Annotated in this window: 20 protein-coding genes and 1 pseudogene; 14 read left to right on the top strand and 7 right to left on the bottom strand. The window is 70.5% G+C overall.

Annotation, left to right across the window (positions count from 1 at the left end):
- The 4 genes and pseudogenes from EYW49_RS18505 to EYW49_RS18495 all read right to left on the bottom strand — a co-directional run.
- Positions 1-146: pseudogene (locus EYW49_RS18505) on the bottom strand (IS256 family transposase); the annotation flags it as partial.
- 87 nt (positions 147-233) lie between these two features.
- Positions 234-386 (bottom strand): hypothetical protein, encoded by a 153-nt coding sequence (locus tag EYW49_RS23085; RefSeq protein WP_165498330.1) that lies wholly within the window; start codon positions 384-386, stop codon positions 234-236.
- A 726-nt stretch (positions 387-1,112) separates the two neighbouring features.
- Entirely contained in the window at positions 1,113-1,931 is an 819-nt protein-coding gene (gene fabI, locus EYW49_RS18500; protein ID WP_131311114.1) for an enoyl-ACP reductase FabI, read from the bottom strand.
- Positions 1,932-2,040: 109 nt separating this feature from the next.
- The gene (locus EYW49_RS18495) at positions 2,041-2,751 is read right to left on the bottom strand and encodes an SOS response-associated peptidase (protein ID WP_131311113.1); all 711 of its coding nucleotides are present in this window, start codon (positions 2,749-2,751) and stop codon (positions 2,041-2,043) included.
- Positions 2,752-2,875: 124 nt separating this feature from the next.
- On the opposite strand from EYW49_RS18495, the gene EYW49_RS18490 reads away from it, so the two are divergent.
- The 4 genes from EYW49_RS18490 (at position 2,876) to EYW49_RS18475 (ending at position 4,780) form a co-directional block, all read left to right on the top strand.
- Positions 2,876-3,397, top strand: a complete 522-nt coding sequence (locus EYW49_RS18490) for a hypothetical protein (RefSeq protein ID WP_131311112.1) — start codon at positions 2,876-2,878, stop codon at positions 3,395-3,397.
- A 21-nt stretch (positions 3,398-3,418) separates the two neighbouring features.
- On the top strand, positions 3,419-3,913 hold the full coding sequence (locus tag EYW49_RS18485; RefSeq protein ID WP_131311111.1) for an NUDIX hydrolase: 495 nt from the start codon (positions 3,419-3,421) through the stop codon (positions 3,911-3,913).
- 23 nt (positions 3,914-3,936) lie between these two features.
- Positions 3,937-4,344, top strand: a complete 408-nt coding sequence (locus EYW49_RS18480) for a TIGR02301 family protein (protein ID WP_228259675.1) — start codon at positions 3,937-3,939, stop codon at positions 4,342-4,344.
- Between the two features lie 178 nt (positions 4,345-4,522).
- Positions 4,523-4,780: a hypothetical protein gene (locus EYW49_RS18475; RefSeq protein WP_131311109.1), complete on the top strand. Its 258-nt coding sequence runs from the start codon at positions 4,523-4,525 to the stop codon at positions 4,778-4,780.
- 6 nt (positions 4,781-4,786) lie between these two features.
- Here the strand turns inward: EYW49_RS18475 and EYW49_RS18470 are convergent, their stop codons facing one another.
- A complete protein-coding gene (locus tag EYW49_RS18470) occupies positions 4,787-5,413 on the bottom strand; it encodes a LysE family translocator (RefSeq protein ID WP_165498329.1) in 627 nt (208 codons plus the stop codon).
- A 121-nt stretch (positions 5,414-5,534) separates the two neighbouring features.
- Here EYW49_RS18470 and EYW49_RS18465 point away from each other — a divergent pair, with 121 nt between their 5' ends.
- The 5 genes from EYW49_RS18465 to EYW49_RS18445 all read left to right on the top strand — a co-directional run bounded on the left by EYW49_RS18465 (position 5,535) and on the right by EYW49_RS18445 (position 9,728).
- Complete coding sequence (locus EYW49_RS18465; protein ID WP_131311107.1) at positions 5,535-6,284, top strand: hypothetical protein; 750 nt, start codon at positions 5,535-5,537, stop codon at positions 6,282-6,284.
- 136 nt (positions 6,285-6,420) lie between these two features.
- Positions 6,421-7,326: a CAF17-like 4Fe-4S cluster assembly/insertion protein YgfZ gene (gene ygfZ, locus EYW49_RS18460; protein ID WP_131311106.1), complete on the top strand. Its 906-nt coding sequence runs from the start codon at positions 6,421-6,423 to the stop codon at positions 7,324-7,326.
- An 89-nt stretch (positions 7,327-7,415) separates the two neighbouring features.
- Positions 7,416-8,030 carry an HD domain-containing protein gene (locus EYW49_RS18455; protein ID WP_131311105.1) on the top strand — a complete coding sequence of 205 codons (615 nt, stop codon included), beginning with the start codon at positions 7,416-7,418 and terminating at the stop codon, positions 8,028-8,030.
- A gap of 115 nt (positions 8,031-8,145) precedes the next feature.
- The gene (locus EYW49_RS18450) at positions 8,146-8,691 is read left to right on the top strand and encodes a tyrosine phosphatase family protein (protein ID WP_131311104.1); all 546 of its coding nucleotides are present in this window, start codon (positions 8,146-8,148) and stop codon (positions 8,689-8,691) included.
- Positions 8,688-9,728 carry an NUDIX hydrolase gene (locus EYW49_RS18445; protein WP_131311103.1) on the top strand — a complete coding sequence of 347 codons (1,041 nt, stop codon included), beginning with the start codon at positions 8,688-8,690 and terminating at the stop codon, positions 9,726-9,728. The genes EYW49_RS18450 and EYW49_RS18445 overlap by 4 nt, the downstream gene beginning before the upstream one ends.
- Positions 9,729-9,737: 9 nt before the next feature.
- Here EYW49_RS18445 and arsC read toward each other — a convergent pair whose 3' ends face one another.
- Entirely contained in the window at positions 9,738-10,160 is a 423-nt protein-coding gene (arsC, locus tag EYW49_RS18440) for an arsenate reductase (glutaredoxin) (protein WP_131311102.1), read from the bottom strand.
- A gap of 384 nt (positions 10,161-10,544) precedes the next feature.
- Here arsC and EYW49_RS18435 point away from each other — a divergent pair, with 384 nt between their 5' ends.
- Both EYW49_RS18435 and EYW49_RS18430 read left to right on the top strand, forming a co-directional pair.
- Positions 10,545-11,909, top strand: a complete 1,365-nt coding sequence (locus EYW49_RS18435; protein WP_131311101.1) for an Nramp family divalent metal transporter — start codon at positions 10,545-10,547, stop codon at positions 11,907-11,909.
- Between the two features lie 102 nt (positions 11,910-12,011).
- Positions 12,012-14,786 carry a DUF2339 domain-containing protein gene (locus EYW49_RS18430; protein ID WP_131311100.1) on the top strand — a complete coding sequence of 925 codons (2,775 nt, stop codon included), beginning with the start codon at positions 12,012-12,014 and terminating at the stop codon, positions 14,784-14,786.
- 28 nt (positions 14,787-14,814) lie between these two features.
- Here the strand turns inward: EYW49_RS18430 and EYW49_RS18425 are convergent, their stop codons facing one another.
- A complete protein-coding gene (locus tag EYW49_RS18425) occupies positions 14,815-16,062 on the bottom strand; it encodes an MFS transporter (RefSeq protein ID WP_131311099.1) in 1,248 nt (415 codons plus the stop codon).
- 303 nt (positions 16,063-16,365) lie between these two features.
- Between EYW49_RS18425 and nadA the strand changes: the two genes are divergently transcribed.
- The 3 genes from nadA to nadC all read left to right on the top strand — a co-directional run bounded on the left by nadA (position 16,366) and on the right by nadC (position 20,113).
- Positions 16,366-17,502, top strand: coding sequence for a quinolinate synthase NadA (nadA, locus tag EYW49_RS18420; protein WP_131311098.1), 1,137 nt, complete (start codon positions 16,366-16,368; stop codon positions 17,500-17,502).
- A gap of 104 nt (positions 17,503-17,606) precedes the next feature.
- Positions 17,607-19,229: an L-aspartate oxidase gene (locus EYW49_RS18415; RefSeq protein ID WP_131311097.1), complete on the top strand. Its 1,623-nt coding sequence runs from the start codon at positions 17,607-17,609 to the stop codon at positions 19,227-19,229.
- Positions 19,226-20,113, top strand: a complete 888-nt coding sequence (gene nadC / locus EYW49_RS18410; protein ID WP_131311096.1) for a carboxylating nicotinate-nucleotide diphosphorylase — start codon at positions 19,226-19,228, stop codon at positions 20,111-20,113. Before EYW49_RS18415 ends, nadC begins: the two co-directional genes overlap by 4 nt.
- Position 20,114: the final 1 nt, after the last annotated feature.

Below are 20,114 nucleotides of genomic sequence, written 5' to 3'. Positions count from 1 at the left end.
CTCTTCTCGCCCCATTCGGCACCGGTGTGGGCGCCGATCTCCAGCTCCATCAGGCGCTCCGCGGCGAAGCCGATCATCTCGCGCAAAACATCGGCGTCGGCGCTCTTCTCCACGAGCGTCCGTAGGCTCATCATCATGTCGGTCATCGGTGGCTCCTCGGTCGGGTTGGTTCTCGCAACTCCGACCATACCGCCGCACCGCCGATGACCACCGTTCTCGTCAGCTACACCACTTCATGGGACACGACCAGAAAATTCGCTGCGCCCGGTGTCCACCACCATACCGAGACTGGTTCCGATGTCGTCTTCCTCGATCCGGAACTTCATCCGCGGAAGATATTCATCGACCGTTTCGCCGAATATCTTGCTCAGTCTTCTGGCAGCCATTTGTAATGAACCTTGAAATTACCTGTGATCAACCGGGGTCGGCGGCCGACACATCGACCTCCTCTTTGACCCCTTCGTAGAGGTAGGCCCGCGGCCGCCACTTCGGTTCGATTTCGCGCACGGCGCGGATATAAACATCAGCGCTCCCCACATGATCACGGTATGAGGTGCTGAAACGTCGCGAAAAGACCGCCTGCAGCGTTTCTCAAAACGGGTCCACCGAGGACCCACTCTCCAATAATCGCCAAAATTAGAATCGCCGTTCGTTGTCGCACCGACGAAATCACGAGAAATCGTCCACCATTCGGCAATGGTCGCTCGATTTCCATCCGTAGGAATGGATCCGGATCGCTCCTCGGCTCTTTAGGCGGCGGCAGTTTCATCGCGGTCACCCCATACATTGGTGACCGAATCATACCCACGCCCCCATAAAAAATAGTTAAGGGTCATTAACGTTCGGAACAAATCATGAACATTCACGACATCGGACGCAAATGAATCATAAAACTTCATATAATTCCGCATGTTACACAACTGGCCGCGCCAACCGAGCAAGCAGCACTTGATATATAGATCGGCACTATCCGCACAAAGTCAGCAAAGAGAGGTCAAAAATGATCCGTCCCGAAATGACTTTGCACCGAATTGAGACGCCCTGTCACAGTAGCAAAATACACCCCCCGCTCGGGTGGCGCTTTCAGACGCGTCGCAATGAGGACAGTTCGCTCAGTCCTTGACCACCGAAATGTCCGGCGCGTCGACGGCCTTCATGCCGACGACGTGGTAGCCGGAATCGACGTGGAGGATCTCGCCGGTGACGCCGCGCGACAGGTCCGACAGGAGATAGAGCGCCGAATCGCCGACCTCTTCGATGGTCACGGTGCGCTTCAGGGGGGCGTTGTATTCGTTCCAGCGCAGGATGTAGCGGAAGTCGCCGATGCCGGAAGCCGCCAGCGTCTTGATCGGGCCGGCGGAAATCGCGTTGACGCGGATGTTCTTGCCGCCCAGGTCGACCGCCAGATACTGCACCGACGCCTCGAGCGCCGCCTTGGCGACGCCCATGACGTTGTAGTTGGGCATCACCTTCTCGGCGCCGTAATAGGTCAGCGTCAGGATCGAACCGCCGTCGGTCATCAGCTTCTCGGCGCGCTGGGTCACCGCGGCGAGGCTGTAGACCGAGATGTTCATGGTCTTTTCGAAGTTGTCCGGGGTGGTGTCGACGTAGCGGCCGGTCAACTGATCCTTGTCGGAGAAGGCGATGGCGTGGACCAGGAAGTCGATCTTGCCCCACACGCGCTCGACTTCGGCGAACACCGCGTCGATCGAGGCGGCGTCGGTGACGTCGCAGTGGCCGACGACGATCCCGCCGAGATCGGCGGCGAGCGGCTCGACCCGCTTCTTCAGCGCGTCGCCCTGGTAGGTCAGCGCGATCTCGGCGCCGGCGTCGTGGACGGCCTTGGCGATGCCCCAGGCGATCGACCGGTTGTTGGCCACGCCCATGACGAGACCCCGCTTGCCGGCCATCAGACCCTTCGTATCGGCCATCTCGTCTACCCTTCGCATGGTTTCTGATCGGCGGGTTCTATGACACGGCGGGCGCCGCCCTCGCAAGCACCAAGGGTCGCGGCGGGGCGCAGGGCGGCTGCCCGGCGGCTCAGAACAGGTCGAGTTGGTCGTCGGAGGCGGTGCGACGGGGGGCGGCGGGCGCGCGCGGGGCGGCGGCGCGCTCGGCGCGGCGGCGATCGGCGGCGGTCGGCGTCGCCACCGCGACCAGCCCGGCCTCGGGGGCGGGGCGCAACAGACGGGCGGCCGCCGCGGCGTCGACATTGCCCGTGTCGAGCCAGGCGGCGAAATCGGCCGGCGGCAGGATCGCCGGCATGCGATCGTGGATCACGGCCAGCGCCGGGTTGGCGGCGGTGGTGAGGATCGCCGCGGTGTCGATCTCCGAGCCGTCGGCGCCGGCCCAGGTCTCGACCAGTCCGGCGAAGGCGAGGAGACCGCCGTCGGCAGCGGCGATGCGGAACGGGCGGCGGCGACCGTCGGGGTCGCGGCGCCATTCCCACCAGGCGGTGGCCGGGATCAGGCAGCGGCCGTGGCGCATGGCGGCGCGGAACGACGGCTTGACCGTCGCGGTCTCGGCGCGGGCGTTGATCACCAGGGCGAAGGCGCCGGGATCGGCCGCCCAGGACGGGATGAAGCCCCAGCGCACCAGATCGAAGCGGCGCACGCCCTCGCGCCGGCGCACCACGCCGATCGGCTCGGTCGGGGCGATCTCGTCGCGGGGCGGAAAGTCGGGCCGATCGAGGTGCTCGAACAGGCGGCGAACCTCGTCCGGCGTGGCGGTCAGGGCGAAGCGTCCACACACGTTCGACGATCCTCGGAGGCGCGCGACCGACCCGGACGGGCGGTCGGAATACATCGTAAGCAAATCGTAACGCCTCGGGTCCCAACATCAACGCACGATCAGGCGATTTCGCGCGGGGGCGACGATGACCAGGGGGGCAAGGAGCGACGCATCGGCGGACCGATTCCGGCCCGAGGCGCTCGCTGCCGCCAACATCAACCCGGTGACCCGGCTCGCCACCGACTACCTCAACCACTTCAACAACGTCGTGATGCTGCTCGAGCTGGTGCCCGACATGCCCGACTGCGTCGAAGAGGTCGCCGACTGGGCGCCGGTCGCCTACGACGACTATTTCCGCGGCTCGCACTTCCGCGAGCGCGATCTGGCGATCGCCGCCTTCCACGCCGCCGATCCGGAAGTCCGCGCGGTGTTCGACGCCACCGTGACCCATCTCGACTGCGCCATGGCCGAGGCGATCGACCTCGCCGTGCAGCACGATCCGACCGACCCGGAGATCGCCTTCCGCATCCGCTCCTTCGTCAAGGACCGGCTGAAGCCGCTGATCTCGGCGGCCAGCGGCATCGTCAATGCCTCGCCGCACCTGCTCTCGCCGCAGCCCGACAGCGGCTCGGACGAACAGGCGGCGGTCGACGAACTGTTTCCCTGAGCCTCCGCCGGAACCGATGCCATGGACATCCCCGAATCGCGTCTGCGTCGCGGCGTCAGCGTCTGCGTGTTCCGTGGCGACCGGGTGCTGATGATTCGGCGCGGCAAGGCGCCGGGGATCGGCCTGTGGGCGCCGGTCGGCGGCGGTATCGAAGCGGGCGAGAGCGCGCGGGACGCGGCGCTGCGCGAGACGCTCGAGGAGACCGGGGTCACCGCGCGGATCGTCGGGGTCTCCGGGCGGCGCCTGATCCTGCGGCGCGACGACGACGGGCTCCTCGGCGTCGATCTCATCGTCCATGCCGCGGCCTGGGTGGCCGGCGAGCCGGTCGCCGGTGACGACGCCGCCGAGGCGCGATTCGTCACCGACGCGGACCTCTCCCGCCTCGATCTGATGCCCGGGGTGCTGCCGTTCATCCGCGTGGCCCGACGTCTCCACGATGGCCAAGGGCCGGTCGGATCGGTTATGCAAGGGGCGTCCGGCAGCGGCGCCGGCGACAGGGACGAGGGCGGCGGATGAGCCGAGGACGGTCGCCGAGACGGGTGACGAGGGCAGCTCTGGCCTTGGCCGGCGTGCTGGCGGCCGGGCTCGCGACGACGTCGTTCGGCGGCCCGCCTCTGGTCGCAGCGAGCCGGGCGGCGGAGACCGCGCCCTACGACGACCAGTTGCTGCGTCTCGCCGAGATCCTCGGTGCGCTCCATCACCTCAGGCCGCTGTGCGGGGCCGACGAGGCCCAGACCTGGCGCAACCAGATGACCGTGCTGCTCGACGCCGAACAGCCGGCGCCGGAGCGGCGGCGGCGTCTGGTCGATCGCTTCAATCAGTCCTACCGCGGGCTCGCCGAGATCCACCGGGTGTGCAGCGCCACGGCGCGCGACCTTGCGGCGCGCTACACCGCCGAAGGGGCGAGCCTGTCGCGCGACGTGGTGGCGCGGTGGGGGGTGCACTGACGCAACCGAAACGTGAGGACGATCCTCGCCTCGGCGTTAACCAATTCCTCACATCTTTTAACCGGTGTTAAGTTTGTCCCCAGGAGTCTGGCGGCACATCCGACGCTTCGTGTTATCCATGCGGTCGGGATGGATGATGCCGGATCAGGCGATGCGGCTGGGACCTTCGAGATCACCGATGCTCGACGAGACGACCTGCGACGTCGAAACGACGATCGCCGACAAGAAGCGCGCGGCCTTCGAGATGGTCGTCGATGCGATGGACGACGCCGAGGCCGAGGGCATCGAGCGCGACATCGTCACGCAGGCGGCGCTGTTCGCGGTGCTGACCGATCTGGTCACGACCTGGGGCGAAGTGGCGGTGGCCGACTTCACCGAGGCGCTCGCCGATCGCATTCTGGCCGGCGAATTCACCATCGACCGCCGGCTGCAGTGACGGCGGTCAGCCGAGCAGCGTCCGCACCAACATCCCCGCCCCGAACAGCGCCAGCAGTGCCCCGGCGCCGACGTTGATCCGCCGCAGCATGACGTCGGTCATGCGGTCGCGCAGCGCCGCCACCAGGGTCGACACGGCGAGCCACCACAGCGACCCGCCGCAGACCACGCCGAGCACGAACAGCCCGGCGGCGAGCCAATCGCCGCGGGCCGGCACGAGATCGCCGAGCGAGCCGAAGAAGGCGAGGAAGCCCAGCACCGTGGCCGGGTTGGTGACGGTCATGCCGAAGGTGGTGACGGCGATCGACAGCGGCGAGCGCGGTTCGTCCTCGCCGATCTCGATGTGCGGCCGGGCGCGCGCGGTGCGCAGGCCGAACAGAATGAGCAGGGCGCCGCCGATGCCCTGCAGCCAGCCCGAATGCAGTTCGAAGAAGCTCGACACCGCGGTGATGCCGAAACCGGCGACCGCCGCGAAGAAGCCGTCGGCGGCGACCGCGCCGAGGCCGGCGGCGAGACCGCCGACGAAGCCCGAGCGGAACGAGCGTTGTATGCACATGATGTTGACCGGCCCGACCGGCGCCGAAAAGGCGACGCCGACCCCCAGGCCGATCAACAGGAACCAGATGCCACCCACCGCCCACGTCCTCTTCCGTCCGATCGGGCCGGTCCGCCCGTCGCGATCGGCCCTTCCATCCGCGCGCCGCATCGCTACGATGCCGCCGCACGCGCCCCGCGGGGGCGTCGGAGGGCTCGCGATGTTCGGACTTCATCCCGCCGTCGACCGGATCGATAGGCACGGCGACGGGCGGTTGGCAAGAGCCGTCGGTCGCCTCGGGCGGTTGGCTCGTGCGAGCGCGTATGCCGCGGCGGTGATGCTGGTGGTGAGCGGCGCGACCGGCGCCGACGATCCGCCGGCCTCCAAGAAGGTCGGCACCGAACGCATCGTGGTCGACCCCAAGGCTCCCACGCCGGCCGTCGAGATCCCGCACGGCACCGCCCCGGCGCCCGCTCCGAGCGCTCCGGCGGCCCCGGCCGGGCCGCGGCCCGAGGTCCAGACCGGCACCGAGGCCCTGCCGCCGCCGGTCGCCGCGATGCGCAAACGGCTGCTCGAGACCGCCTATTCGGGCGACCTCGAGCGTCTGCGCAAGGTGATCCAGTCGAACGAGATGCCGCCGATCTTCTCGATCAACGAGATCGGCGACCCGATCGACTACATCAAGTCGCAGTCGGGCGACGGCAAGGGGCTCGAGCTCCTGGCGATTCTCACCGACGTGCTGGAGGCGAGCTGGGTTCGACTCAATCCCGGGACGCCGCAGGAAATGTACGTGTGGCCGTCCTTCGCCGCCCTGCCGCTCGACGATCTGCCGCCGGGACGGGTGGTCGAGCTCTACAAGATCGTCACCTCGTCCGATCTCGAGGAGATGCGCAGCGTCGGCCGCTACACGTTCTACACCGTCGGGATCGGCCCGGACGGCACCTGGCACTGGTTCAAACTCGCCGACTGACCGGCGTCGCAGGGCGCACGGCGCGTCCTCGCTGTCCGGCTGAGCGCCTGCTCGTTCCGGTCGTCATTGCCGCGATTTGAAGCGTGCGCTAAATCTCGTCAGCTGGGTCGGACCGATCGGGTCACGGGGGACAGTCATGAGCATTTCGACGGATCCGAACGGCCCACCGGCCGCGGGCGTGGCGGCGCGCCCCGATCGCGGCGTGGTGGCGATCGGCGGGCGCGAGGCCGAGGCGTTCCTCCACGGCATCTTCACCGGCACGGTCAAGGCCCTGGCTCCGGGCGAGGCGCGGTTCTCGGCATTGCTCAACCCCCAGGGCAAGGTGCTCTACGACTTCTTCCTGATCCGGCAGGACGACGGCTTCCTGGTCGAGATCGAACGCGCCCAGGTCCCCGCCTTTCTCAAGCGCCTGACCTTCTACCGGCTGCGCGCCGAGGTGACGCTCGCCGACCGGTCGGACGACTTCGCGGTGTTCATCGCCTGGGGACCGGCCCCCGATCCGGACGCCGACGGCGCGATCGTCTTCACCGACCCGCGGTTGGCGGCGCTCGGCCGCCACGTCCTCGTCCCGGCGCCCGCCGCCGGAGTGGTGCCGACCGCAGCGCTCGAGGCCTGGCATCGCCACCGCCTCGCCCTCGGCGTGCCGGAGAGCAGCGTCGACTTCACCCTCGGCGAATTCTTTCCCCACGACGTCGACATGGACGATCTCGGCGGCGTCGACTTCAAGAAGGGCTGCTTCGTCGGCCAGGAAGTGGTGTCGCGGATGAAGCATCGCGGTACCGCCCGCAAGCGCTTCGTCCTGGCCGAGGCGATTCCCGCGGGCACCGAATTACCGACGGCCGGCAGCGACGTGTTGGCCGGGGAAAAGGGGATCGGCACCCTCGGCTCGTCGATCGCCGGCCGGGGGATCGCCGCGGTGCGGCTCGATCGGGCGCGGGCGGCCCTCGACGCCGGTGTACCGGTGACCTGCGGCGGCATCCGCCTCGATCTGGCGATTCCCGCCTTCGCCGGTTTCGGCTGGCCGGCGCCGGTCGAAGAGTGATCGGCGCCCGGAGGATGGCGGACGGCGGCTGGCGGGGTTAGGTGAATGAAGCGCGCCACGCGCGATTCCCGATCGTCGAGGACGTCCCGATGCCGCCCCGCTCCGCTCCGCCCCGCGCCTGGCAGCGCATGTTGTCCGGACGCCGCCTCGATCTGCTCGACCCGTCGCCGCTCGACGTCGAGATCGTCGACATCGCCCACGGGCTCGCCCGGGTGGCGCGGTGGAATGGCCAGACCCACGGCGATCACGCCTTCTCGGTCGCCCAGCACTGCGTCCTGGTCGAGGATCTGGCGCTGCGCCTGGAGCCGACCCTGGCGCCGAAATACCGGCTGACGGTGCTGCTCCACGACGCGCCCGAATACGTCATCGGCGACATGATCTCGCCGTTCAAGGCGGTGGTCGGCGGCGGCTACAAGGCGGTCGAATCGCGGCTCGAGGCGGCGATCCACCTGCGCTTCGGCCTGCCGGCGACGGTGCCCGCCGAGATCCGCCAGTTGACCAAGCGCGCCGACCACGTCTCGGCCTATTTCGAGGCGGTCGAGCTCGCCGGTTTCGCAAGAGACGAGGCGGTCAAGCTGTTCGGGCGGCCGCGGGGCTTTCCCGAGCGGCTCGATCTGGTGCCGTGGTCGACGGCGGAGGCGCAGGCGCGCTTCCTCGAACGCTTCCACAGCCTCGACCGGGCGGCCCATCCGACGGTCGCCTGAGGCGCCCCCCCCGCGGCAGCGCCTGCGACGTTCGGCGCAGCGACGCCGAATGCGGTGGCGGCGGCGGCGAGATGCTCTAATCTGGCGGGATCATCCCCCGAACCCGTCGGCGCCCATGTCCAGCCTCCACGTCTGCTCCCTGTCGCGCCTCGCCGAAACCGTCGAGGCGGCCGGGGCGAGCCATCTCGCCACCCTGATCAACGAAGGCACCCCGGTGGTGCGGCCGCCGTCGATCCGCGAAGCCGACCACCTGGTGCTCGGCTTCAACGACATCGTCGAGGAGATCGCCGGCTTGAAGCCGCCGGCCGAGAGCGACGTCGAGCGCTTCCTCGCCTTCGTCGACGCCTGGGACCGGACGCGGCCGATGGTGATCCATTGCTGGGCGGGGATCTCGCGCTCGACCGCCGGGGCGTTCATCGCCGCCTGCCGGCTGATGCCGGCGCGCGACGAGGCCCACATCGCCCGGGAACTGCGCGAGAAGTCGCCGTCGGCGACGCCCAACGCCCGGCTGGTGCGCATCGCCGACCAGTTGATGGCGCGCGACGGGCGGATGATCGCCGCGGTGGCGGCGATCGGCCGCGGCGCCGATGCCTTCGAGGGGCGGCCGTTCGAATTGCCGCTGCGGCCGGAGGCCGCGCCGCGCGCCGAGACCCGGCGATGACCGGACAGGCTCCACGCCACGACGGTGGCCTGGAGATCGGTCTCAACGCGGCGATCGTCGCGGTGCGCGGCGACGTGCCGCTGATCCTGTCGGTGGCCTCCGAAAGTCCCGACGCCGGCGAGGGGCGCCGCGCCGCCGAGGCGCTGCCGTTCGGTCCGTTCGACCCGCTCGCCCACCGCACCCTGGAGATCGGCCTGCGCTCCTGGGTCGAGGCGCAGACGACGCTGAAGCTCGGCTATGTCGAGCAGCTCTACACCTTCGGCGACCGCGGCCGTCACGCCCGGCCGGGCGACGCCGGGCCGCACGTGGTGTCGGTCGGCTATCTGGCGCTGACCCGGGTCGGCGGGCGCGGCGACGGCGGCGGCGAGGCGGCGACGATCGGCGACGCCGCGCTGGCGCGGGCCGGGGTGGCCTTCCGCCCGTGGTACGACCGTTTTCCCTGGGAGGACTGGCGGCGCGGCCGGCCGGCGATCCTCGACGAGGTGATGCTGCCGGCGATGCGCGCCTGGGTCGCCGAGGCCCCCGACGACGCCGATCCGACCCGGGCGATCGGCCGCAGCGAGCGGCTGCGCCTGTTCTTCGGCGCCGACGGCGGGCCGTGGGACGAGGAGAAGGTGCTGGAGCGCTACGAGCTGCTCTACGAGGCGGGCCTGGTCGACGAGGCGCGGCGCGACGGGCGCGGCGGCGCGGCGGCGGCGCTGCCGGCGCTGGGGCGGGCGATGCGCTTCGACCACCGCCGGATCCTGGCCACCGCGATCTCGCGGCTGCGCGCCAAGCTCAAGTACCGGCCGGTGGTGTTCGAGCTGATGCCCGACGTGTTCACCCTGACCGAACTGCAGCGCACCGTCGAGGCGATCTCAGGGCGGCATCTGCACAAGCAGAACTTCCGCCGGCTGGTCGAGACCACGGCGCTGGTCGAGGCGACCGGCGAGACCTCGCTGACCACCGGCGGCCGGCCGGCCGGGCTCTACCGCTTCCGCCGCGACGTGCTGCGCGAGCGTCCGGCCCCGGGTCTGCGGCTCGGGTCGCGCGGCTGAGGGGCCGCGTCAGAGAATCCGGCGGCCGGCGGCGTCGACGACCTGCTCGCCGTCTTCCTTGGCGAAGGCGCCGGTCTGGGCGGGCAACAGATCGAGCACCGCCTCCGACGGCCGGCACAGGCGGGCACCGACCGGCGTCACGACGATCGGCCGCTCCAGCAGGATCGGATCGGCGAGGATGGCGTCGATCAGCCTGTCGTCGTCGAGGGTCGGATCGTCGAGGCCGAGGGCGTCGTAGGGCGTGCCCTTGCGGCGCAGCACGGCGCGCGGGCCGACGCCCATGCGGGCGAGCAGCGCGACCAGTTCGGCGCGGGTCGGCGGTGTCTTCAGATAGAGCACGATCTCCGGTTCGATGCCGGCGTTGCGGATCAGGCCGAGGACGTTGCGCGAGGTGCCGCAGGCGGGATTGTGGAAGATGGTGACGTCGGACATGGCGATCCTTTCGGCCGAAGTGGGCGCGCCGGCTCCGTCGCAGGGGGCTGCGGCATCGGTCGCGCCGGGTCTTCGCTTCGGAGGTACAGACTCGGCGCGACCGCGACAAGCGGGGCTTTGGCGACCGCGGCGAGCGACGGGAACCGAGGCGCCACCTCGGACGTTGCCAGCGGCCGGGGGAAGGGTCAGACTGCCGTTCGCGTCGAGGTGAGGCGGTGCGGCGACGACCCGTCTCTTGCTTTTGCGAATTAGTTGCAGTTAAATCAGCGCGTGCGGACGCGGTGCGGCCGGCCGCATCTTCCGACGGCGACTCACGCCCCCTCGCCTCCCGAAGCCGACGACCCGGTCGATCGCACCTCCCGCCCGCCGGCCACGGACAATCCCATGATCGAGCCCCTGCCCCGTTCCGGATCCCGCCAGCCCGCCGCCCTCTCGGCGGCGGTGGCCACGCCGAGCGCCGACGGCGATCTCGGCGGCTTGCGCGGCACCGTGGCGATCCGCGGCGGTGGCTCGAAGCTGCGCCGCCTGGTGTCGTTCCTCGGGCCCGGCTATCTGGTGGCGGTCGGCTACATGGATCCCGGCAACTGGGCGACCTCGCTCGCCGCCGGCTCGAGGTTCGGCTACGGCCTGCTGTTCGTCGCCTTTCTCGCCAATCTGATGGCGATCGTGCTGCAGGCCCTGGCGATCCGTCTCGGCATCGCCTCGGGGCGCGATCTGGCGCGGGCCTGCCGCGAGTTCCTGCCGCGCGGCGTCAACATCCCGCTGTGGCTGATGGCCGAGGTGGCGATCATCGCCACCGATCTGGCGGAAGTGATCGGCACGGCGATCGGCCTGCAGTTGCTGTTCGGCATTCCGCTGGCCTGGGGCGTGCTGATCACTTCGCTCGACGTGGTGATGGTGCTGGCGCTGCAGCACTTCGGTTTCCGCAAGATCGAAGCCTTCATCATCGCCATGCTGGCGGTGATCACCCTGTCGTTCGGCGCGCAGATCCTGATGGCCGATCCCGACTGGGGGGCGGTGGCCCGCGGCTTCATCCCCGATGCGACCGTGTTGACCGATCCCGATCGGCTCTATCTGGCGCTCGGCATCCTCGGCGCGACGGTGATGCCGCACAACCTCTATCTCCATTCGGCGATCGTCCAGACCCGCGCCTATGGCCCGAGCCTCGACCAGCGCCGCGAGGCGATCAATCTGGCGACCATCGATTCGACCCTGGCGCTGATCTTCGCGCTGGGCATCAACGCCTCGATCCTGATCCTGGCGGCGGCGACCTTCCATGCCTCGGGGCGGCTCGACGTCACCGAGCTCGGCGAGGCGCACGGCCTGTTGATGCCGCTGCTCGGGGCCTCGGTGGCGCCGTCGCTGTTCGCCATCGCCCTGATCGCCTGCGGCCTCAATTCCACCGTCACCGCGACGCTCGCCGGGCAGACGGTGATGGAGGGCTTCGTCCAGTTGCGCTTCCAGCCGTGGATCCGGCGGCTGGTGACCCGGGCGCTGGCGATCGTGCCGGCGGCGGCGGTGACGATCATCGCCGGCGAGCACGGCACCGCCAGTCTGTTGATCCTGTCGCAGGTGATCCTCAGCCTGCAATTGCCCTTCGCGGTGCTGCCGCTGGTCTGGTTCACCGCCGACCGGCGCCGCCTCGGCACGCTCACCGCGCCGCGCTGGCTGACGGCGATCGCCGTGGTGATCGCCGCGGTGATCATCGCGCTGAACGGCATGCTGACCTGGACCTACGTGGTCGGCTGAAGCCGTCCGACCTCCCCGCGATCGCCAAGCGCCGCGCTTGCACCGTTGCTCGATCCACGATAAAATGAACATTGTTCATTCCAGGCGACGGCGGGGGCGACGATGGACGAGTGGATCGTGTTGGCGGTGCTCCTGGTGATCGGCGTGCCGATCGCGGCGATCGTTGCGCTGGTGATGGTTCTCGGGGCGCGCGGCCGCATCGCCCGGCTCGAAGCCGACGTGGCGATGCTGAAGCATTTCCTCGCCAAAGTGCCGATCGAGGCGCTGGCCGAAGCGCGGCCCGAGACGGCCGGGGCGGCGGTCGACGCGGCGGCGACGGCGCCCGGCAAGATCCCCGAGACGCCGCCGATCCCCGACCCCGCGGCAATCGCCGCCCGCGAAGCCGCGACCGACGACATCGCCACCCCGACCCCGGAGGCGATCGCTGCCCGCGCGGGCGAGCACGACGCGGCGCCCGAGTTCGCCGACGCGCCGATCGCCGCGCCCTCACCGATCGCCGCGAAATCGCTCGAGGAGCGGATCGGCACGCGTTGGGCGGTTTGGGTCGGCGGGCTCGCCCTGGCGCTGGGTCTGGTCTTCCTGGTGCAATATTCGATCGAGGAAGGGTATTTCGGGCCGGCCGCGCGGGTGGTCTTCGGCGCATTGTTCTCGGCGGCGGCGATCGCTGCGGGCGAGTGGATGCGCCGCGGCGAACGGGCGGCGGGGTTCCTGGCGCGCGTCCCGGCGGCGCCGATCCCGGCGATTCTGACCGCGGCCGGGGCCGCCGGCCTCTTCGCCACGGTGTGGGCGAGCCATGCCGTCTACGGCTTCCTCGGCAGCGGCACCGGTTTCGTGATGCTCGGGCTGGTGGCGGTGGCGACGATCGTCGCGGCGCTGCTGCACGGGCCGTGGTTCGGGGTGCTCGGCATCCTCGCCGGCTACGTCACGCCGATGTTGGTCGAATCGACCACGCCCAACCCCGATGCGCTCGCCGGCTTCCTGCTCGTCGTGACCGTCGCGGCTTTCGCGGTGGCGCGGGTCCGGCGCTGGCGCGGGGTGGCGACCGCGGCGCTGGTGCCGGCGCTCGGCTGGGGCGCCGGTTTCGTCGATCTGTTCCCGCCGGCGACGCTGCCCGAGATCGATCTGGCGATCTACGCCCTCGGCGTGTTCGCGGCGACCGCCGGACTGCTGGTGTGGTCGGACGGTCGGCTGGCGGCGCCGGAGGGCGATCGGCGGCTCGACCGTTTCGGCCTCGCGGCGCTCGCCGCCACGTCGCTGCTGGTGCTCGTCGCCTATGACGGCGACGTCGGCACCCTCGGGTCGGTGGTGTTGATCGCGACGCTCGGCGGTCTCGTCGGCCTCGCCTGGACGATGCCGGCGGTGGCGCCGGCGGTGGTGATCGCCGGCAGCGTCGCGGTGATCGCGGTGGTGATCCAGGATCTCGACGTGTTCCGCTCGCTGGTCGACGACACCTTGGCGATCGGCACCGACGGGCTGGTGGCGCTGCGGCCGAAGGTGGTGGCGAGTTTCCTCGGCTTCCACGGGGCGATCGCCGCGGCTCTGACGGCGATCGGCCTTCTCGGCGCACTGCGGGCGACGCCGCAGGCCGATCGCACCGCCGGCTGGTTCGCGCTTTCCGCCTGGAGCGCGCCGTTGATGGCCGTGGTGGTCGCGTGGGGCCGGGTCTCGGGTTTCGAAGGCAATCTCGGCTTCGCGGCGGCGGCGATCGGCGTGGCATTTGTCCAGGTCGCGGCGACGGTGCGGCTGGTGGCCAAGGAGAGCGCGGAAGCGCCGTCGCGGGCGGTGGCAGCCGCCGCGGTCGGCGCCATCGCCGGGCTCGGCACGGCGGCGGCGATCGCCCTCGACCACGCGGCGCTGACGGTGGCGCTGGCGCTGATGATCCCGGCGATCGCCTGGGTCCATGGGCTGCGCCCGGTGCCGGCGCTGAAGGCGGCGACGGCGATCGTCGGTCTGGTGGTGCTCGGGCGGCTGGCCTGGGACCCGGCGATCACCGCCGATCTCGGCACGACGCCGATCTTCAACGCCCTGCTCCTCGGCTACGGCGTACCGGCACTCGGCATGGGCTTCGCCGCCTGGCGCTTCCGCAGCGAACCGAGCGACGTCTGGCGGGCGGTGATCGAGGGGCTGGCGGTGATCTTCGCGGGGCTGTTCGTCCTCGCCGAGATCCGCCACGTCGCCCATGGCGGGCGGGTGCTCGCCCCCGACGTGACCCTGGTCGAGACCGGGCTCGACGTTGCCACCGCTCTCGTGCTGTCGGCCGGGGTGCGGCGGGCGGCGGCGGTGATCGGCGGGCGGGTGTTGGCGCCGGCGGCGGCAGTGCTCGGCTGGCTCGCGGCGATCGGCGCGGTGTTGGGCCTCGGGATCGCGACCAATCCGATCGTCACCGGTCGGCCGGTCGGGGCGACGTTGTTCGGCTCGCTGTTCTTCGGCTACGGCGTGCCGGCGCTGGTCGCGGCGGCGACGGCGCGCGGGGCGCGGCGGGCCGGGCGGGCCCCGGCGATCGTCGCGGCGACCGCGGCGCTCGCCTATGGGCTCGGCTTCGCCTGGGCGACGCTGGTGGTGCGGCGGATCTTCCAGGGCGAGATCCTGACCCACGGGGCGAGCGACGCCGAGATGTGGGCCTATTCGGCGACCTGGCTGGCCTTCGGCGTGGCGACGCTGGCCGTCGGCATCAAGGTCGGCTCGAAGCCGGTCCGGCTGCTGTCGGGGGTGGTGGTCACCGCCACCGCCTGCAAGGTGTTCCTGCTCGATCTCGCCGACGTCGGCGGTATCTGGCGGGCAGGATCGTTCCTCGGGCTCGGGCTGGTGCTGATCGGCATCGCGCTGGTCTATCAGCGCATCCTGTTCCCGACCGAGCCGCCGCCGGACGGGGCGTGAGCGCCCGCCCGGCCCGATTCGCCCGACCTCACTCGGCCGCCTGGGGCAGGCCGCGCGGGGCCCGGTCGATCGGCGCCTCGCGGATCGGCAGGTGGACGAGGGCCGCGAACAGGCCGAGGGCGACGCCCATCCACCACACCGGGTCGTAGCTGTGGGTGCGGTCGTAGATCACGCCGCCGAGCCACACGCCGAGGAACGAGCCGATCTGGTGGGAGAAGAACACCATGCCGCCGAGCATGGCGAACCAGCGGGTGCCGAACATCAGCGCCACTAGGGCGTTGGTCGGCGGCACCGTCGACAGCCACAGCACGCCCATCAGGGCGGCGAAGATCACCACCGTCACCGGGCTCGCCGGGACCAGCAGGAACACCGTGACCACCAGCGAGCGACCCGCATAGATCAGAGCGAGCAGCCAGCGCTTCGGCATGCGCATGCCGAGAATGCCGGCGCCGAGCGATCCGACGATGTTGAAGGCGCCGATCAGCATCAGCGCGACGATGCCCCACTTGGGATCGAGGCCGAGGTCGTTGAGATAGGCCGGGAAATGGGTGGTGATGAAGGCCACCTGGAAGCCGCAGACGAAGAAGCCGGCGACCAGCAGGCGGAAGCTGCGATGCCCGAGTGCCTCGCGGAAGGCCTCGAGCACCGACTGGTCGCGCTCGACGCCGGTGTGCACCGCCGAGGCGCCCCGGAGCGGGATGGCGAGGAGCGGGATCAGACCCATCAGCGCGGCGAGCACGTAGAGGCTGGCGTGCCAGCCGAGGTCGGTGATCAGGCCTTGGGTCACCGGCGCGAAGAAGAACTGGCCGAAGGAGCCGGCGGCGGTGGCGAAGCCGAACACCAGGGTGCGCTGTTCGGGGCGGACCACCCGGCCGAAGGCGCCCATGACGATGCCGAAGGAGCAGCCGGCGACGCCGAAGCCGACCAGCATGCCGGCGGCATGGAAGGCGGCCGGGGTCGGCGCCCAGCCCATCGCCAGGATGCCGGCGGCATAGAGCCCGGCGCCCAGCGTCAGGGTCTTGGCGGTGCCCCAACGGTCGGCGAAGCCGCCGAAGAAGGTGGCACCGACCCCCCACAGGAGATTCTGCCAGGCCATCGCCAGCGCGAAGGTCTCGCGCGACCAACCTCGCTCCATCGTGATCGGGGTCAGATAGAAGCCCATCGACGAGCGCGGACCGAAGTTCAGGGCGGCGATCAGACAGCCGCAGGCGACGATCAGCCACAGGGGAAAGGCGGACCGCGGCGCGGCGGCGGGGCGATCGGTCGAGGGGGACATGCGGCTCTCCCGGCGGATCTCCGGCGAAACGGCCGACGGAGAGGTGGTGGATCGGTCGATCTACGCAGGAAATCCGCAGCGCGAAAAGTCAAAAGCAATGCGCCGATCCATTCACGGCGCTGATCGATGGCTGCGGCATCGCGTCCACGGTTTCCATGACGATCCGACGACAGGGGGCTGTTCAAGCGGGTCGGTCGCCCCTATATTCCGTCCTCCGAGCGAGAGGCGAACGCCGGTTCATCCGGTGTTTTTTCGGGCCCGCTATATGCTCATGTTGAGCATAAGGTAGTCGAGGAGAGTTCCATGACCGATCTGGTCGAGAACGACGTGATCGTGGCGCCGGAGGCCGGGCCCGCCCCGCGCCCTCGGACGCGGGCGCCGCGCCGCAAGGCGCCGACCGCGCCGACGACCGCAGCGGAGCGTTTCGGCGTGCTGCCCAGGCCCTCGCTCGCCTATACGGCGGAGGTGGCGGCCGAGACCGCGCCGCTCTACGAGCGCGTCGCCCACGTGATCTCGCCGATCGAGTGGCCGTTCCACGCGCCCTACGTCAAGGCGATCAACGACCTCAAGAAGGTCCGCGGCGCGGTGATCCTGGCCCACAACTACATGACGCCGGAGATCTTCCACTGCGTCGCCGACATCGTCGGCGACAGCCTGCAGCTCGCCCGCGAGGCGGCCAAGACCGACGCGAAGATCATCGTCCAGGGCGGCGTGCACTTCATGGCCGAGACCTCCAAGGTGCTCGCCCCGGACAAGACCGTGCTGATCCCCGACGGGGCCGCCGGCTGTTCGCTCGCCGCCTCGATCACCGGCGCCGACGTGCGGCTGATCCGCAAGCGCTATCCCGGCGTGCCGATCGTCGCCTATGTCAACACCTCGGCCGAGGTGAAGGCCGAGGTCGACGTCTGCTGCACCTCGTCGAACGCCATCGAAGTGGTCGAGAGCTTCGGCGTCGATCGGGTGATCTGCCTGCCCGACCAGTATCTGGCGCGCTGGGTGGCGGCCAATTCCAAGGTCAAGATCCTCACCTGGAAGGGCTCCTGCGAGGTCCACGAGCGCTTCACCGGCGCCGAACTCGAGGCCTATCGCGCCGCCGATCCGGGCATCCAGATCATCGCCCATCCGGAATGCCCGCCCGACGTGATCGCGGCGGCCGACTTCACCGGCTCGACCGCCAAGATGATCGACTTCACCCGTGCCCTGCCGGTCGGCTCGCGGGTGGTGCTGGTCACCGAATGTTCGATGGCCGACAACGTCGCCACCGAAGCGCCGGGCGTCACCTTCGTCCGGCCGTGCAATCTGTGCCCGCACATGAAGCGGATCACCTTGCCCAAGATCCTCGACAGCCTGCTCAACCTCACGCAGGAAGTCGTGGTCGACCCGGCGGTGGCGGCGGCCGCGCGGCGGTCCGTGGAACGGATGATCCACCTCAAGAACTGAGGCGGCGACCGATCTTCTTCTGAACCCGGAGGGCGGCGGCGTCGCCCTCCCCTGGACCGGCGGGCGCCTTCGGGCCCTCCCCCGCCTCGGATCCGGAGACCGCCATGGCGGACGACATCTCGCACGAACTCTCCACGCCGCGCTCCTTCGGCGGCATCGACGACGTCGTGATCATCGGCGGCGGCCTCGCCGGCATCTTCTGCGCGCTACGGCTGGCGCCGCGGCCGGTGACGGTGTTGACCGCCGCCCCGCTCGGCGGCGGCGGCTCGTCCTATTGGGCGCAGGGCGGCATGGCGGCGGCGGTGGCCGACGGCGACCATCCCGACCAGCACCTCGCCGACACCATCGCCGCCGGCGCGGGCATCGTCGATGCGCGCATCGCCCGGATGATGACCCGCGAGGCGGGCGAACGGATCCAGGACCTGATCGCCTTCGGCGTGCCCTTCGATCGCGATGCGGAGGGCCGTCTGGCGGTCGGCCGCGAAGCGGCGCATTCGCAGCGGCGGATCGTCCACGTCAAGGGCGACAGCGCCGGCCGCGAGATCATGTCGGCGTTGGTCGAGCGCGCACGAGCGACGCCGTCGATCCGCATCATGGAAGGCTTCGTCGGTGAGAGCCTGACCCGCGACGGCCGGGCGGTGCGCGGCGTGGTCGCCCGCGCCGACGAGGGCCGGGCGCTGACCACCGTGGAGTTCCCGGCCCACGCGGTGGTGCTGGCCTCCGGCGGCATCGGCCATCTCTACCGGGTGACGACCAATCCGCCCCAGTCGAACGGCCAGGGTCTGGCCATGGCGGCGCGGGCCGGGGCGATCATCGCCGATCCGGAATTCGTGCAGTTCCATCCGACCGCCATCGACATCGGCCGCGATCCGGCGCCGCTCGCCACCGAGGCGCTGCGCGGCGAAGGCGCGGTGCTGATCGGCCACGACGGCCGCCGCTTCATGCCCGACTACCACCCGGACGCCGAACTGGCGCCGCGCGACGTGGTCGCCCGCGCCATCCAGGCGGAGATCCTGGCCGGCCGCGGGGCCTTCCTCGACGCCCGCGAAGCGGTCGGCGCGGCCTTTCCGACCAAGTTCCCGACGGTGTGGGAGACCTGCGTCTCGGCGGGAATCGATCCGCGGATCACGCCCATCCCGGTCGCGCCGGCGCAGCACTACCACATGGGCGGCATCCTCACCGACGCCAACGGCCGCACCTCGATCGACGGATTGTGGGCCTGCGGCGAGGTCGCCTCGACCGGCGTCCACGGCGCCAATCGGCTGGCCTCGAACTCGCTGCTCGAGGCGGTGGTGTTCGCCTCGCGGATCGCCCAGGACATCCAGGGCCTGCTGCCGAGCCCCAAGGTCGGCCACTGGTCGGTGCGCAGCCGCGACAGCGAGCCGGAACTGCCGCTCGCCGCCGACACCCGGACCCTCGATCTGATCCGCCGGACGATGACCGAGAAGGTCGGCGTGGTGCGCGATGCCGCCGGCCTCAGCGCGGCGCTCGCCCTGTTCGACGAGATGGCGGCGCGACGCGGCGACGTCGCCACCCTCAACAGCCTGACCACCGCGCGTCTGGTCACCGCCGCGGCGCTGGCCCGCCGCGAGAGCCGCGGCGGCCACTATCGCGCCGACCACCCGGAAGCCGATCCGGCTCAGGCGCGGCGGACCTATCTCAAACTCGACGACCTCCGCCGCATCGCGGTCGAGGTCGCTCCCCGGCCCCAGGAGGCGACGGCATGACCACTCACTCTCCCCATACGGTGCCGACGGTGCCGCTGCCCGAACTGCCGCGGCTGCTGATCGACCGGGCGGTCGAGGCGGCGCTGCTCGAAGATCTCGGCCGGGCCGGCGACATCACCACCCAGGCGACGATTCCGGCCTCGGCCCGGGCGATCGCCACCTTCGCGACGCGCAAGACCGGGGTGATCGCCGGCCTCGAGTTCGCGCGGCGGGCGATGGCGCTGATGGATCCGGCGGTGCGTTTCTCGATGCTGGTCGAAGACGGCGATCGGGTCGCCCCCGGCGACGAGATCGCCCGGGTCGAGGGCTCGGCACGGGCCGTACTGTCGGCGGAACGGGTGGCGCTCAACTTCCTCGGCCGGCTGTCGGGCATCGCCTCGGCGACCCGGATCTTCGCCGACCTCGTCGCCCACACGCCGACCCGGATCGTCTGCACCCGCAAGACGACGCCGGGCCTGCGCGCCTTCGAGAAATACGCGGTGCGCTGCGGCGGCGGCGCCAACCACCGCTTCGGGCTCGACGACGCCATCCTGATCAAGGACAACCACATCGCGGTGTGCGGATCGGTGGCCGAATCGATCCGCCGCGCCCGGGCCTTCGCCGGGCATCTGGTGCGCATCGAGGTCGAGGTCGACACGCTGGCGCAGCTGGTCGAGGCGATGGGCGAGCGTCCCGACGCGGTGCTGCTCGACAACATGTCGCCCGCGACCTTGCGCGAGGCGGTGGCGATCGTCGCCGGGCGGGCGACCACCGAGGCCTCGGGCGGGGTCGGCCCGGACACCGTCGCGGCGATCGCCGAGAGCGGCGTCGATCTGATCTCGACCGGCTGGATCACCCATTCGGCGCCGGTGCTCGACATCGGCCTGGACATCGCCGTCGGCTGAA

This window comes from Siculibacillus lacustris, from assembly GCF_004328075.1.
Classification (GTDB): Bacteria; Pseudomonadota; Alphaproteobacteria; order Rhizobiales; family Ancalomicrobiaceae; genus Siculibacillus; species Siculibacillus lacustris.
Note: the sequence above shows the minus strand (reverse complement) of the source record. Positions and strands in the feature narration are given on the sequence as shown.